This window comes from Micromonospora sp. NPDC020750, from assembly GCF_044334565.1.
Taxonomy (GTDB): Bacteria; Actinomycetota; Actinomycetes; order Mycobacteriales; family Micromonosporaceae; genus Micromonospora.
On record NZ_JBIRTH010000009.1, the window covers coordinates 111,671 to 125,859 of the forward strand.

General features: G+C 71.0%; 12 protein-coding genes. 2 read left to right on the top strand and 10 right to left on the bottom strand.

Annotation, left to right across the window (positions count from 1 at the left end):
* Positions 1-13: 13 nt before the first annotated feature.
* The 10 genes from ACH4T9_RS25570 to ACH4T9_RS25615 form a co-directional block, all read right to left on the bottom strand.
* On the bottom strand, positions 14-2,503 hold the full coding sequence (locus ACH4T9_RS25570; protein WP_396673883.1) for a RelA/SpoT family protein: 2,490 nt from the start codon (positions 2,501-2,503) through the stop codon (positions 14-16).
* A 265-nt stretch (positions 2,504-2,768) separates the two neighbouring features.
* Complete coding sequence (locus ACH4T9_RS25575; RefSeq protein WP_396673884.1) at positions 2,769-3,335, bottom strand: adenine phosphoribosyltransferase; 567 nt, start codon at positions 3,333-3,335, stop codon at positions 2,769-2,771.
* Positions 3,336-3,437: 102 nt separating this feature from the next.
* Positions 3,438-4,628, bottom strand: a complete 1,191-nt coding sequence (gene secF, locus ACH4T9_RS25580) for a protein translocase subunit SecF (protein ID WP_396673885.1) — start codon at positions 4,626-4,628, stop codon at positions 3,438-3,440.
* A 1-nt stretch (position 4,629) separates the two neighbouring features.
* Positions 4,630-6,543, bottom strand: coding sequence for a protein translocase subunit SecD (secD, locus tag ACH4T9_RS25585; protein WP_396673886.1), 1,914 nt, complete (start codon positions 6,541-6,543; stop codon positions 4,630-4,632).
* 220 nt (positions 6,544-6,763) lie between these two features.
* The gene (yajC, locus tag ACH4T9_RS25590; RefSeq protein WP_396673887.1) at positions 6,764-7,111 is read right to left on the bottom strand and encodes a preprotein translocase subunit YajC; all 348 of its coding nucleotides are present in this window, start codon (positions 7,109-7,111) and stop codon (positions 6,764-6,766) included.
* A gap of 140 nt (positions 7,112-7,251) precedes the next feature.
* Positions 7,252-8,322 carry a Holliday junction branch migration DNA helicase RuvB gene (gene ruvB, locus ACH4T9_RS25595; protein ID WP_396673888.1) on the bottom strand — a complete coding sequence of 357 codons (1,071 nt, stop codon included), beginning with the start codon at positions 8,320-8,322 and terminating at the stop codon, positions 7,252-7,254.
* On the bottom strand, positions 8,319-8,921 hold the full coding sequence (ruvA, locus tag ACH4T9_RS25600; protein ID WP_396673889.1) for a Holliday junction branch migration protein RuvA: 603 nt from the start codon (positions 8,919-8,921) through the stop codon (positions 8,319-8,321). The genes ruvB and ruvA overlap by 4 nt, the downstream gene beginning before the upstream one ends.
* The gene (gene ruvC / locus ACH4T9_RS25605) at positions 8,918-9,445 is read right to left on the bottom strand and encodes a crossover junction endodeoxyribonuclease RuvC (RefSeq protein WP_396673890.1); all 528 of its coding nucleotides are present in this window, start codon (positions 9,443-9,445) and stop codon (positions 8,918-8,920) included. The genes ruvA and ruvC overlap by 4 nt, the downstream gene beginning before the upstream one ends.
* A 229-nt stretch (positions 9,446-9,674) precedes the next feature.
* Positions 9,675-10,286 (bottom strand): TetR/AcrR family transcriptional regulator, encoded by a 612-nt coding sequence (locus tag ACH4T9_RS25610; protein WP_396673891.1) that lies wholly within the window; start codon positions 10,284-10,286, stop codon positions 9,675-9,677.
* An 11-nt stretch (positions 10,287-10,297) separates the two neighbouring features.
* A complete protein-coding gene (locus ACH4T9_RS25615) occupies positions 10,298-11,869 on the bottom strand; it encodes an MFS transporter (protein WP_396673892.1) in 1,572 nt (523 codons plus the stop codon).
* 558 nt (positions 11,870-12,427) lie between these two features.
* On the opposite strand from ACH4T9_RS25615, the gene ACH4T9_RS25620 reads away from it, so the two are divergent.
* Positions 12,428-13,024, top strand: coding sequence for a hypothetical protein (locus ACH4T9_RS25620; protein WP_396673893.1), 597 nt, complete (start codon positions 12,428-12,430; stop codon positions 13,022-13,024).
* Positions 13,025-13,307: 283 nt separating this feature from the next.
* Positions 13,308-14,168 carry an SPFH domain-containing protein gene (locus ACH4T9_RS25625; protein WP_396673894.1) on the top strand — a complete coding sequence of 287 codons (861 nt, stop codon included), beginning with the start codon at positions 13,308-13,310 and terminating at the stop codon, positions 14,166-14,168.
* The last annotated feature ends 21 nt before the right edge of the window (positions 14,169-14,189 follow it).

A 14,189-nucleotide genomic window follows, 5' to 3' on the forward strand; every position in this document is an offset into this window, starting at 1 on the left:
TGTCGTGTGCGGGTCAGGACCCCGAGGTGACCCGGTACGCGTCGAAGACGCCGTCGACCTTGCGGACCGCGGCCAGCAGGTGGCCCAGGTGCTTCGGGTCGGCCATCTCGAAGCTGAACCGGCTGACCGCCACCCGGTCCCGGGTGGTGGTGACCGTGGCGGACAGGATGTTGACCCGCTCCTCGGAGAGCACCCGGGTCACGTCCGCCAGCAGCTTGTGCCGGTCCAGGGCCTCCACCTGGATGGCCACCAGGAACGTCGAGGCGGAGGTGAGCTTCCAGCTGACCTCGACCACCCGCTCGTCCTGGGCCAGCAGGTCCTCGGCGTTGGCGCAGTCGTCCCGGTGCACGCTGACCCCGCCGGAGCGGGTGACGAACCCGAAGACCGCGTCCGGCGGCACCGGGGTGCAGCACCGGGCCAGCTTGATCCAGACGTCGCTGACGCCACGCACCACCACGCCCGGATCGGCGCTGCTCTGCCGGCTGCGCGGCGGCCGGGTGGCGACGGCGGTCTCGGCGATGTCCTCCGCCGCGCCCTCCTCGCCGCCGTACGCGGCCATCAGCTTCTGCACCACCGACTGGGCGGAGACCTGACTGTCGCCGACCGCCGCGTACAGCGACGCCACGTCGGCCAGGTGCAGGTCCCGGGCGATCGTCATCAACGCGTCCGAGGTGAGCATCCGCTGCAACGGCATGCCCTGCTTGCGCATCGCCTTGACGATCGAGTCCTTGCCGGCCTCGATCGCCTCCTCGCGCCGCTCCTTGTTGAAGTACTGGCGGATCTTCGTACGCGCCCGAGGGCTCTTCACGAAGCCCAGCCAGTCCTGCGTCGGCCCCGCCGTCTCGGACTTCGACGTGAAGATCTCGATCACGTCACCGTTGGACAGCGTCGACTCCAACGGCACCAGCTTGCCGTTGACCCGCGCCCCGATGCACTTGTGCCCCACCTCGGTGTGCACCGCGTACGCGAAGTCCACCGGCGTCGACCCCGTCGGCAGCGGGATGACGTCACCCTTGGGGGTGAAGACGTACACCTCCTGGCTGGACAGGTCGAAGCGCAGCGCGTCCAGGAACTCGCTCGGGTCCGCCGCCTCCCGCTGCCAGTCCAGCAGCTGCCGCAGCCAGGTCATCTCGTCGATGTGCGCCGGCGGGCCGACGATCTGGGTGCCCTTGTGCTCCTTGTACTTCCAGTGCGCGGCGATGCCGAACTCGGCGGTGCGGTGCATCGCGTACGTGCGGATCTGCATCTCCACCGGCTTGCCGGTGGGCCCGATGACCGTCGTGTGCAACGACTGGTACATGTTGAACTTGGGCATCGCGATGTAGTCCTTGAACCGGCCGGGCACCGGCTGCCAGTTCGCGTGGATCACACCCAGCGCGGCGTAGCAGTCCCGCACCGTGTCGACCAGGATCCGCACCCCGACCAGGTCGTAGATGTCGTTGAAGTCGCGACCCCGCACGATCATCTTCTGGTAGATCGAGTACAGGTGCTTCGGCCGTCCCGTCGTCTCCGCCTTGATCTTGGCGGCCTTCAGATCGGTCTGCACCTTCTGGGTGACCTGGCGCAGCTGCGTCTCCCGCTGCGGCTGGTGCTCCCCGATCAGCCGGAGGATCTCCTCGTACCGCTTCGGGAACAGCGTGCCGAAGGCGAGGTCCTCCAACTCCCACTTGATCGTGTTCATGCCCAGCCGGTGGGCCAGGGGCGCCAGGATCTCCAGCGTCTCCTTCGCCTTCTGCTCCTGCTTCGGGCGGGGCAGGAAGGTCAGGGTGCGCATGTTGTGCAGCCGGTCGGCCAGCTTGATCACCAGGACCCGGGGGTCCTTGGCCATCGCCACGACCATCTTGCGGATGGTCTCCGCCTTGGCGGCGTCGCCGAGCTTGACCTTGTCGAGCTTCGTCACCCCGTCGACGAGCAGCGCGACCTCGCCGCCGAAGTCCACCTTCATCTGGTCGAGGGTGTACTCGGTGTCCTCGATCGTGTCGTGCAGCAGCGCGGCGACCAGGGTGGTGGTGTCCATACCCAGGTTCGCCAGGATGGTGGCCACCGCCAGGGGGTGGGTGATGTACGGGTCGCCGGACTTGCGGTACTGGCCCGAGTGCCACCGGGCCGCCATGTCGAACGCCCGCTGGAGCAGCCGGGCGTCGGCCTTGGGGTGGTTCACCCGGTGGGACGAGATCAGCGGCTCCAGCACCTCGCTGACCTGCGAGGTCTGCCAGGGCGCGTTGAACCGGGCCAGCCGGGCCCGCACCCGCCGGCCGGTGGGCGCGTTGGAGAGGGCGAAGCCGCCGCTCGGTGACGGGTCGCCGGAGTCGCCGGCCGACAGCGGATCCAGGACACCGGCCGCCGGGGTGTCGCCGTCGGCGTGGACGGAACCCAACTCGTTCCCGAGGGCCGCGCCCCGCGGCTCAGCTCCCTTGTCGGTCACCGAACCGTCAGCGTCGCCTGTCGGGTGCACCGTGCCCTCCACCGGAGGGACGACATCGTGGGACACCGGCCTCCTCACCGCTCGCCGGGGTACGCCGACCGTGCGCCGGCCGGCCTGGTCTCCGCCGCCCGGACGGTCTCCCGGCCGGTCAGCAAAGGGCAATGCTACCCGCACGCACCGTGCCCCGCCGCTCGGCCGGACGGACCGCACCGGGTCCACCCGGCAGCCATCACGACCAATCGGTCAGCAGGGCACGGACCGGACGCCAACCCGCTGCGGGCAGCTGGACGGGGTCGCCGGCCACGGGGCCGCCCGGGCGGGTCGTTGGCCGCCGCTGGGGCGCTCAGACCTCGAGCAGGGCGTGCACCGGGCGCGGGGCGAGCCGCTCACGGCCACCGAGGAAACCGAGTTCCAGCAGCACGGTGAAGCCGGCGACCGTGCCGCCGGCCCGCTCCACCAGATCGAGGGTGGCCTCGGCGGTCCCCCCGGTGGCGAGCACGTCGTCGACCACCAGCACCCGGTGCCCGGCGGTGAACGCGTCCTCGTGCAGCTCAAGCGTCGCCTCGCCGTACTCCAGCGCGTACGAGGCCGAAAAGGCGGGGCGGGGCAGCTTGCCGGCCTTGCGCACCGGCACCACGCCGACCCCGGTGGCGTACGCGACGGCCGCCGCGATCACGAAGCCCCGGGCCTCGATCCCGACCACGGCGTCGAACGAGTCCCGCCCGTGGTAGGCCACGATCCCGTCGACCACCTCGCGGAACACCGCGCCGTCGGCGAAGAGCGGCATCAGGTCCTTGAACATGACGCCCGGCTTCGGGAAGTCCGGCACGTCCAGCACACGGCTGGCGACCAGCTCGGCGACCTGCGGGCCGCTGTCTCCCCGTACCCCGGCGCTGTACGTCTCCGTCACGGCGGCCCGTCTCCCTTCGTACGACGACGGCGTCCTCCACGCCGCTCGCACAGCATGAAGGACGCCGTCGTCACCGTCTCCGGCGGGTGTCTCCCGGTCGCGTCAGCGGCGCTTCGCGCCGCCCGGCCGGTTGCCGCCGCCGCCGGCGGGGCGACCACCCCGGGCGCCGCTCGGACGCTTGCCTGCGGGCCGAACGCCCACCTTCGGCGCGGCCCCGGCCAGGGCCGCCTCCTCCGGGTCGATGGGCTCGTCGTCCTCCCCGGCCGGGCGCGGCGCGCCCTTCGGGGTGATCTCGCCCCGGGCCAGGGCGCCCCGCCGGGCCAGCACCCGCTTGTTGTGCGCCTGGATCCGCGGCTCGTAGTTCTTCAGCAGCACCAGCAGCGGGGTGGCCAGCAGGATCGAGGTCAGGAACGCGATCGCCATACCGACGAAGAGCACCAGGCCGAGGTCCTTCAGGGTGCCCGCGCCCAGCAGGCCCGCGCCGATGAAGAGCAGACCGCCGACCGGGAGCAGGGCGACCACCGACGTGTTCAGCGACCGCATGAGGCTCTGGTTGATCGCCAGGTTGGCCGCCTCGCCGTACGTCTGGTTGTTGTTCGCGGTGATGCCCCGGGTGTTCTCCTGGACCTTGTCGAAGACCACCACCACGTCGTAGAGCGCGAAGCCCAGGATCGTGAGGAACCCGATGATCGTCGACGGGGTCACCTCGAAACCGACCAGCGAGTAGATGCCGGCGGTGAGGATCAGGTTCATGAACAGCGAGGAGACGGCCGCCACCGCCATCCGCCACTCGAAGCGCAGGATCAGGTAGACCATCACCACCGCGATGAAGATCACCAGGCCCAGCATGGCCCGGGAGGTGACCTGGCTGCCCCACGCCTCGCTGACCTGGCTGCCGCTGATCTGGTCCGGCTGGATGCCGAGCTCCCGGGCAATCTCCGTCTTGGCCGCGTCGGCCTGCTCGGGGTTGAGCTCCGAGGTACGGATCTCGTAGTAGTCGCCGCCGGTGCCGCCGACCTTCTGCGCGGTGGCCACCTCGGCCCCGCCCGCGACGCTCGCCAGCGCCGCGTCGACCTTCTCCTCGGCCTGATCCAGCGTCCCGACGCTGGCCGGCACCTGGAACGAGTTGCCGCCGGCGAACTCGATGCCCAGGCTGAAGCCGCGTACAGCGAAGCTGAGCACCGAGAGCAGGATCAGCACCCCGGCGACGGTGAACCACAGCTTGCGCTTGCCGACGACGTCGACCCCGGCCTCGCCCCGGTAGAGGCGGCTCGCCAATCCAGTCTTAGCCATCTCAGGCCTCCTTGACGCGCGAGGTGCGGGGGGTGGCCTGCTCGGTCCGCGCCGGAAGGGCGCGGCCGAGACCGCTGACCCGCGGGGACAGGAACGCCCGGGTCCGGGCGAACATCGTCATGATCGGGTGACGGAAGAGGAAGACCACGACCAGGTCGAGCACCGTGGCCAGGCCGAGCGCGAAGGCGAAGCCCTTCACCGTGCCGACCGAGACGACGTAGAGCACCACGGCCGACATGAGGGTGATCGCGTTGGCCGAGATGATCGTTCGGCGGGCCCGGATCCAGGCCCGCGGCACCGCACTGCGCGGGCTGCGGCCCTCGCGGATCTCGTCCTTGAGTCGCTCGAAGTAGATGACGAACGAGTCCGCCGCCACGCCGAGCGAGACGATCATGCCGGCGATGCCGGCGAGGGTGAGGGTGAAGCCGATCTGCCGGCCGAGCACCACCAGCGCGCCGAAGACCAGCAGCGCCGACAGCACCAGGCTCAGGAAGATGACCGAGCCGAGCAGCCGGTAGTAGAAGAACGAGTAGATGATGACCAGCAGCATGCCGATACCGGCGGCGAGCAGGCCCGCACGCAGGTGGCTGGCGCCCAGCGTGGCGGTGATGTTCACCTTGTCCTGTTGCTCGAAGGTGACCGGCAGTGCGCCGTAGCGCAGCTGGCTGGCCAGGTCGCTGGCCGTCTTGTTGTCGAAGCTTCCGGTGATCTGCGAGTCACCGGTGAGCACGCCCTGGATCTCCGGCGAGGAGACCACCTTGTTGTCGAGGACGACGGCCACCCGGCACTTGCCGTCCTGGCCCAGCGCGGTCTGGTCGCAGGCCTGGCCCTCGTTGGTGAACGCCTCCCGGGTCAGGGCGGTCCACTTCTCCTGGCCCTTGCCCTTGAAGTCGAGGCTGACCACCCAGGAGCTGGTCTGGTCGAGCACCGCGTTGGCGTCGCCGACGTCGGTGCCGAGCACCTTCGCCACGTCGAGCAGGTACTTCTGGGTGCCGTCCTCGCAGGCGACGGCCTTCTGCTTCTCGTCCTTGATCGACGCCGCCGGGCGCTGGTCGAGCTGGGCGCAGCCGATCGTCGGGACGTTGAACTGCATCTCCGCCGGCAGCACCGCGACCTCGCGCGGGGAGAGCGTGCCGAACGGCTTGAGGGTCTCGCCCAGCGACGGGTCGGTGGTCAGGTCGGCCGGGGCCTGCAGGCCGCTGGCGGCCTGCCAGGCGGCGGCCCCGACCTTCTGCTGGACGGCCGTGCGCTGCTTCTCGACGCCCTCCGGCACCGGCTCGGCGCTGGCGCTCGGCGACGGCGCGGCGGCGCTCGGCGAGGCCGGCGGGGTGGCGCTGGCGCTCGGGGCCGCAGCCCCGCCGCCCTGACCGCCGGCGCTCGGCGACGCGGTCGCCTTCGCCCCGGCCGACGAGCTGCCCGACGGCTTGGGGCTGGCGCTGCCCGACGGGGCCGGGGAGGCACTGCCGGACGGGGCCGGGGTCGGCGTGGCCGCCGGGGGGGCCACCGCGCCGGTGCCGTCGGCGGCCTTCAACACCTTGCGGAAGCGCAGCTCGGCGGCGCTGCCGACGTCGGTGAGGTCACGGTTCTCACCGGGCAGGGAGATGACGATGTTCCGGTTGCCCTCGGTGACCACCTCGGCCTCGGCCACGCCGTACGCGTTGACCCGGTTCTCGATGATCTGGCGGGCCTCTTCGAGGTTCTCCGTCGTCGGGGGCTTGCCGTCGATGCTGTTCGTCGCCTCGAGCGTCAGCCGGGTGCCGCCGATCAGGTCCAGACCGAGCCGAGGCTCGAGCCGATCCTTCAAGCCACCACTGGCGCCGCCCGAGAAGAACACCATGAGATATAGGACGACGAAGATTAGGCCGAGCACGGCAAGCTGCCGTCCGGGCCGCATCTGTCCCTGAGGTGGTGCCACGGCTGTCTGTCTCCCTGTTACGGTCGCGCCGCCGATATGGCGGCGCGAATGTCGGGCCGGGGGTCCCGGCGACGGCTGTCCGGGGCCGGCGACCCGACGCCGACACGGCTGACCACGGCCGACGCGGGGGCGTCGACCGGCAACCTTCGGGTGTCGGCGTCAGGTGTCGACCCAACTATCCAGTTTTAACGGCGTCTCCGCTGCCCCGTCGGGGAGGCGGTCACTCCTTGACGGTTTCGACGTCCTCGCTGACCGGCTCGGTCGACTCGACCCGCTCGGCCCGGTTGACCACCCGGGCGATGGCCGGACGGGCGTACCGGCTCTGCACGCCGGGCGCGACCTCTAGCAGGACGGTGTCGTCGTCCACCTCGGTGACCGTGCCGTAGAGACCGCCGATGGTGACCACCTCGTCGCCAAAGCCGAGGGCGGACTGCATCTGCTCAGCCTCGCGGCGGCGCTTCTGCTGAGGGCGGATCATCATGAAGTACATGACGCCGAAGAGCAGGGCGATCATGAGGATCGGCGTAAGACCGCCGGCTCCCCCTCCGCCCGCTGCTGCGTAGAGCACGGTTACTGACCTTCCGATTGGCCTTCGGCTCGGCGCGAAAAGCACCGGAGCGGAGGCGGATTCTCACGTCCTGTACAAACCGCGGCGAAGTCTAGTCCCTGCACCTGGGAACGCCGAATGCGGCACAGATCACGTTCGGATCACGGCTGATCTGGCGCGGCGGAGAACAGATCGGGCGCGACAGGAACATCGCTGCCAAATGTACCATTTGGCGGAGTACGCCCCAGGTGCCGCCAGGCCGCCTCCGTCGCCACCCGGCCTCGCGGCGTGCGGGCGAGCAGCCCCGCCCGGACCAGGAACGGCTCGCAGACCTCCTCGACCGTGTCCGGCTGCTCCCCCACCGCCACCGCCAGGGTGGACAACCCGACGGGCCCGCCCCGGAACGAGTCGACCAGCGCGGTGAGCACGGCCCGGTCCAGTCGGTCCAGCCCGAGCGCGTCGACGTCGTACACCGTGAGGGCGGCCCGGGCGGTCTCGAGAGTGACCACGCCGTCGGCGCGGACCTCGGCGAAGTCCCGCACCCGGCGCAGCAGCCGGTTGGCGATCCGGGGGGTGCCCCGGGACCGGCCGGCGATCTCGACGGCGCCGTCATCGGTGATCGGCACACCCAGGATCCGCGCCGAGCGACGCAGCAGCACATCCAGATCGGCCGGGGAGTAGAAGTCCAGGTGCGCGACGAAGCCGAACCGGTCCCGCATCGGCCCGGTCAGCAGGCCGGACCGGGTGGTCGCGCCCACCAGGGTGAACGGCTCGACGTCCAGCGGGATGGCGGTGGCTCCCGGCCCCTTTCCGACGATCACGTCGACTCGGAAGTCCTCCATCGCGCTGTAGAGCAGCTCCTCGGCCGGCTTGGCGATCCGGTGGATCTCGTCGATGAACAGCACGTCACCCTCGGTGAGGCTGGTCAGGATCGCCGCCAGGTCCCCGGAGCGTTCGATCACCGGGCCGCTGGTCACCCGGAGGCCGGAGCCCAACTCGGCCGCCACGATGTTCGCCAGGGTCGTCTTGCCCAAGCCGGGCGGGCCCGACAGGAGGATGTGGTCGGGTGGGGAGCCACGCCGCATCGCGCCCTGGAGCAGCAGGTCGAGCTGGTCGCGGACCCGGTGCTGGGCGATGAACTCCGCCAGCCGCTTCGGCCGGACGCTGGCCTCGGCATCCAGCTCGGCGTCGTGGACGTACGCCGAGACGAGGTTGCCGTCCGGGCCCGTCATCGGGTCCGGCCGAGGAGGCGGATGGCCTGCTTGAGCAGCACCGGCACGGGCGGGGGCGGTCCGTCGACGGTCTCCGCCACGGCGGCGACCGCCTGGTCGGCCTGGCCGGCCGTCCAGCCGAGCCCGACCAGGGCCTGGCGGACCTGCTCGGGCCAGGCGCCCCCGGTCACCCCGGCCGCGCCGTCGGCACCCACCGGCACCGGGCCGATCCGGTCGCGCAGCTCCAGCACCAGGCGCTCGGCGCCCTTCTTGCCGATGCCCGGCACCCGGGTCAGCGCCGCCGTGTCGGCGTTGGCGACCGCCCTGCGCACCGCGTCAGGGGTGTGCACGGCGAGCACCGCCTGGGCCAACCGGGGACCCACCCCGCTGGCGGTCTGGAGCAGCTCGAACAGCTGCTTGGCGTCATCGTCGGCGAAGCCGTAGAGGGTGAGCGAATCCTCCCGGACCACCAGGCTGGTGGCCAGCCGGGCTGGCTGGCCGACCCGCAGGTCGGCGAGCGTGCCGGGGGCGCAGTACACCGCCAGGCCCACCCCGCCGACCTCGACCACGGCGTGATCGGGGCCCGTCGCGGTCACCGTGCCGCGCACACTGGCGATCATCGTGCTCCTCCTCGTCGTACCCGGTCGGCCGCCTCGGCCAGCTTCGAGCGGGTGCCGCCGCGCCAGACGTGGCAGATGGCCAGCGCGAGCGCGTCGGCCGCGTCGGCCGGCTTCGGCGGCTCGGACAGCCGCAGCAGCCGGGTCACCATGGCCGTCATCTGCGCCTTGTCCGCCTGGCCGGACCCGGTCACGGCAGCCTTCACCTCGCTCGGGGTGTAGGTCTGCACCGGCAGGCCGGCCCGCGCGCCGGCCAGCACCGCGATCCCGCTGGCCTGGGCGGTGCCCATCACGGTGCGCACATTGTGCTGGCTGAACACCCGCTCCACGGCGACGGCGTCCGGCTGGTGCTCGGCGACCAGGTCGGTGAGCGAGCGGTCCAGGTGCAGCAGGCGCAGCGGCAGGTCGTCACCCGGGTCGGTCTGGACGACGTAGTAGGCGACCAGGGTGCAGGGCCGGCCGGGCACTCCCTCGACCACACCGACCCCGCACCGGGTCAGCCCCGGGTCGACGCCGAGCACGCGCACGCCGCCTCCTCCCCCAGCCGCCAGCAGTACGTGTGTTCGACACCCTACTGGTCGCCCCGGACACCCTCCGCCGGGGACACGCCGGCAGCCGGCCGCAGCGCGCGGGGGCCCCAGCGGTGACGAGGGCCGGTGGGACGTCCACCACCCGGTCACGGTGGCGAGTGTGCCCGGCGGATTCCCGGGACCCTCACGGCGGGGAGCTTTTCCGGGTCGGCCCGCCCCGGAGGGGTCAGCGGGCCCGAATGCCGTTCAGGACGCCGTCGACGATCCGGCCGGGCAGAGAGTCCTCGTCCAGTTCGGGGTTCCAGCGGAGCATCCGCTGTACCAGCATCGGCCCGGTGAGCAGGGCCATCACCACCTCGATGTCGAGGTCGGCACGCAGCTCACCGCTGCGTACCCCCCAGCGGAGCACTTCGCGCATGAGCTGCCGACGGGGCTCGATGATGTTCTGGTAGACCCGGAAGTGGTCCGGGCTGCGGTTCACCTCGGGCACGAGGCAGGGCATGATCTTCGCGGCCCGGGGGTCGACGTTGTGCCCGATCGCGCTGACCAGCAGCACCAGGTCCTCCCGGACGGAGTGCCCGGTCGGCTGAGGGAGGACGCCCTTGAGGCGGCGCAGCGCGTCGAGCATCAGCGCGTCCTTGCCCGGCCAGCGCCGGTAGATGGTGGCCTTGCCCACCCCGGCCCGGGCGGCGATGGCCTCGATGGACAGCGCCTCGATCGTGCTGCCCTCGGCGAGCAGGTCGAGAACGGCCTCCACGATCGCCTCGTCCGCGCGGACACTCCGCGGTCGGCCGGGCGGTCGCGGAGCATCGGCGGCGGCGGAAGTCATGTCCGACATTCTTCCCATATTTATGCGGCTCCGGCCAACTCCGGTTTGCCGGCCACCGGCGTCGCGGCCGGCGGCTGCCCCTGGTTCCGGCCGGGCATCCAGCGCAACGCGACCACGATGCCGAGCGCGGCGACCGCTGCCGAGAGGGCCGCCGCCCAGTGCATCGCCGAGACGAAGGCGTGGTTGGCCGACGTGACCAGCGCCGGCCCGGCCGGGCCGAGCTGGCCAGCCGCGGCGTACGCCCCGGAGATCGACTCAGCGGCCGCCTCGTGCGCCGCCGCGGGCAGGTCCCGCAGGGCCGGGGCGACGTCCTGGCGGTACAGCGCGGACAGCACCGAGCCGAGCACGGCCACGCCGAGTGCGCCGGCTACCTGCCGAACCGTGTTGCTGACCGCCGAGCCGACCCCCGCCTTCTGCCTCGGCAGCGCCGACATGATCGACTCGGTGGCCGGCGGCATGACGTTCGCCATCCCCGCGCCCTGGAGGAAGAAGCACACCAGGACCGCCCAGATCGGCGTGCCCGCGTCGATGAACACGAACGCCCCCAGCGACACCACGGTCAGCGCCAGGCCGACGACCGCGACCGCCCTGCCCCCGTACCTGCGGACCATCGCCGCGCTGCGCGGGGCGAAGATGAGCTGCGCCGCGGCGAAGGGCAGGAAGAGCAGGCCGGTCTCCAGCGGGCTGTAGCCGCGGACCAGCTGCAGATAGAACGAGCTGAAGAACATCACCCCCATGGCGGCGAAGAAGATCAACCCGACCATCGCCACCGGCGCGGCGAACTGCGGCACCCGGAACAGCCGGACGTCCAGCGACGGGTGGTCGCTGCGCAGTTCCAGCACCACGAACCAGGCCAACACGGCCAGCCCGCCGACGATCGACGCCCAGACCAGCGGCCGGTCGAAGCCGTGCTCGCCGCCGTCGATGATGCCGTAGGACAGCGCGACCAGGCCCACCACCGACAGCAACACGCCGGGGACGTCGACCCGGCCCGGATCGGGGTCGCGCGACTCGGGAACCAACAGGGCGACCAGGACCACGCCGAGCACGACGACCGGCACGTTGATCAGGAAGACCGAGCCCCACCAGAAGTGCTCCAGCAGCGCGCCGCCGAGGATCGGGCCGATCGCCACGGCCAGGCCGACCGCGCCGGCCCAGATGCCGATCGCCCGGCCGCGTTCCCTGGGGTCGAAGACGTTGGAGATGATCGACAGGGTCACCGGCATGATCGCCGCGCCGCCCAGACCCATCAGCGCGCGGGCCGCGATCAGCTGGGCCGGGCTCTGCGCGTACGCGGACAGCAGCGAGGCGAGGCCGAAGAACACCAGACCGGCCACCAGGAACCGCCTGCGCCCGGCGCGGTCGCCGAGCACGCCGAAGGTGAACAACAGACCGGCGAAAACCAGGGTGTAGGAGTTGATGGACCATTCCAGCTCGCCCTGGGTGGCGCCGAGACCGCGCACCGGGTCGGCAAGGGTACGCAGGGCGACGTTGAGGATGGTGTTGTCGAGGACGACGACGAGGAGGCTGATCACCAGAACCCCGAGGATCGCCCACCTCCTCGGGTGTCCGGTGTTCTCGTCAAGCTGCATGGCCGGCTCTCCCCCAGGTCCACCCGCGGCAATTACGAAACGGGTCATACTCGTAACGCGAACGAGCCTAGGCCAACCCTTTTCGATACGGAACCGACCCGTATCCAATGTGCCCCACCTCACACCCCCCACCCCGCTGCCCTCGCGCGATGATCAAGAGGTTCGTGGCGGGTTTGGCCCCGAACCCGACGTGCCGTCTTGATCGCCGCGCCAAAGGTGAGGCGGGGCTGGGTGAGGTGGGGTGTTTGGGGGCTTTCAGGGTGTGAGCGGCGGCATCCGGTCGGCGGAACATGGGCCGGCCCGGGGTCGTTACACATGGCAGACGATCGAGTAGCGCACCCCGCTGCCGAGCCACCCGAACCCCCGTGACCCCGTCGGGGAATGTGGGTGGGCCGCCGGTCGTTACACATGGTCCCGCCGCCATCAGCACCCCCGGGTGCGGGTGAGCCGCCGGACGACTTCCCCCCCCTTTGATCTGTTGGGCGCCTCGACGTGGTGCTCACACCCCCGCCCCTCCCCCGGGGCGGCGTGTGTCGACCCCCGATTGGAGACACCCCCATGAACACGATCATGCGTAAGAGCGTTCTCGGCATCGCCGGTCTCGCGTTCGCCGGCGGCGTGTTCGCCGGCCCCGCCACCGCCCACGCCACCCCCACCACCGAAACCACCCCGACCACCGCCGTCGCCGTGCAGGCCGACAAGCCGGTTGTCGACAAGGCCAAGCTGATCCCGCACGGCGTGCAGGGCGACCAGTCCCGCATCGACCTCGACGACGAGCAGACCGCCAACGTGAAGGCGATCATCGCCGCCACGAAGAAGGCCGACATGGACGAGCGGGCCGCCGTGATCTCCATCGGCACGTCCCTGCAGGAGTCGAAGCTGGAGAACCTGGGTCACCTCGGCGACCGCAACGACCACGACTCGCAGGGCCTGTTCCAACAGCGCCCCACCTCCGGCTGGGGCACCCCCGAGCAGATCACCGACCCCGAATACTCCACCCTCGCGTTCCTCAAGGGCCTCAAGCAGGTCGACGGATGGCAGGACATGCCCCTGACCGAGGCCGCCCAGACCGTCCAGGTGTCCGCCTACCCCGACGCGTACGCGCAGTGGGAGCAGCAGGCCGCCGACCTCGTCGCCGAGCACTGGAACAGCTGACCCAGACTTTCAGCACAGGGGGATCGCTGGCCGGAACCGACGACTCGGTGCCGGCCAGCGGCACATCCACACCAGCGGCCGGCGCCCGACACGGGTGCCGGCCGTTGGCACACCCGGGGCGGAGTGCTCAGGGCAGGGGCGGCGGGAAGCAGGCGACAACGCCGCAGGGAACAGCAGCCCGAACAGCTCTCCGGCCAGCCCGAACAGCTCGGACCCGCCTGCGCTCCGCCTTGACAGACGCCTCTAGGGTGATGGCCCACTCCCCTCGAAAGGAGCCGAGCGAGTGCCCATCGGCTTCACTGTTGCGATCATCTTTGTCATCGCCCTGGCGATCTCCGGCCTGCTCGCGCTCGCCGCTCCGAACAGGTCGACGAAGCGGTCCGCCACCCTGGCGGCGCTCGGCTGCCTCGTCGGCGCGGTGGTGTTCGTCGTCGGCTCCAGCGCCCACTCCGTGCCGATCCGCTCGGTCGGGATCGTCACCAGCTTCGGCAAGCCGACGGGCAAGGTCACCGGCTCCGGCCTGAAGTGGGTCGCCCCCTGGCAGAAGGTCGGCGAGTGGGACGCGGGTCGGCAGAAGTACGACCACATCGGTGGTGACCACTGCGTCCGGGTCCGCACCGGCACGCTCGCCGACGCCTGCGTCGAGGTGCTCGTCGAGTGGCAGGTCAAGCCGGAGAACGCGCCGAAGCAGTTCATGGACTACAAGGGCGACTTCGACAGCTTCCGGGGCCAGCGGGTGGGCGTCCAGCTCGACAGCGCCGTCAACGACGCCTTCGCCAGCTACAACCCGCTGGAGAAAATCGACGCCAACACGGGCAACCTGAACGTCGAGCTGAAGCCCTTCGCGGAGAGCATCAAGACCAGTGCGGAGACGCGGCTCTCCACCGACGTCGACATCCTGTCGGTCACGATCACCCGGGTCAACCACGACGACAAGACCGAGGGCAACATCAAGGCATTCCAGGACAAGCTCGCCCAGACCCGCAACCTGGAGCAGGACCGGAAGAACGCCGCCATTCAGAAGCAGATCACCGAGACGAACGCGAAGGTCGACAAGGTGTCGCGGTGCCTGGAGATCGCCGAGCGCAACGGCAGCAACCCCGGCCTCTGCATCAACCCCGGGATCATCACCGGCGCCAAGTGACGGCCGACCGGCGCTGACCCC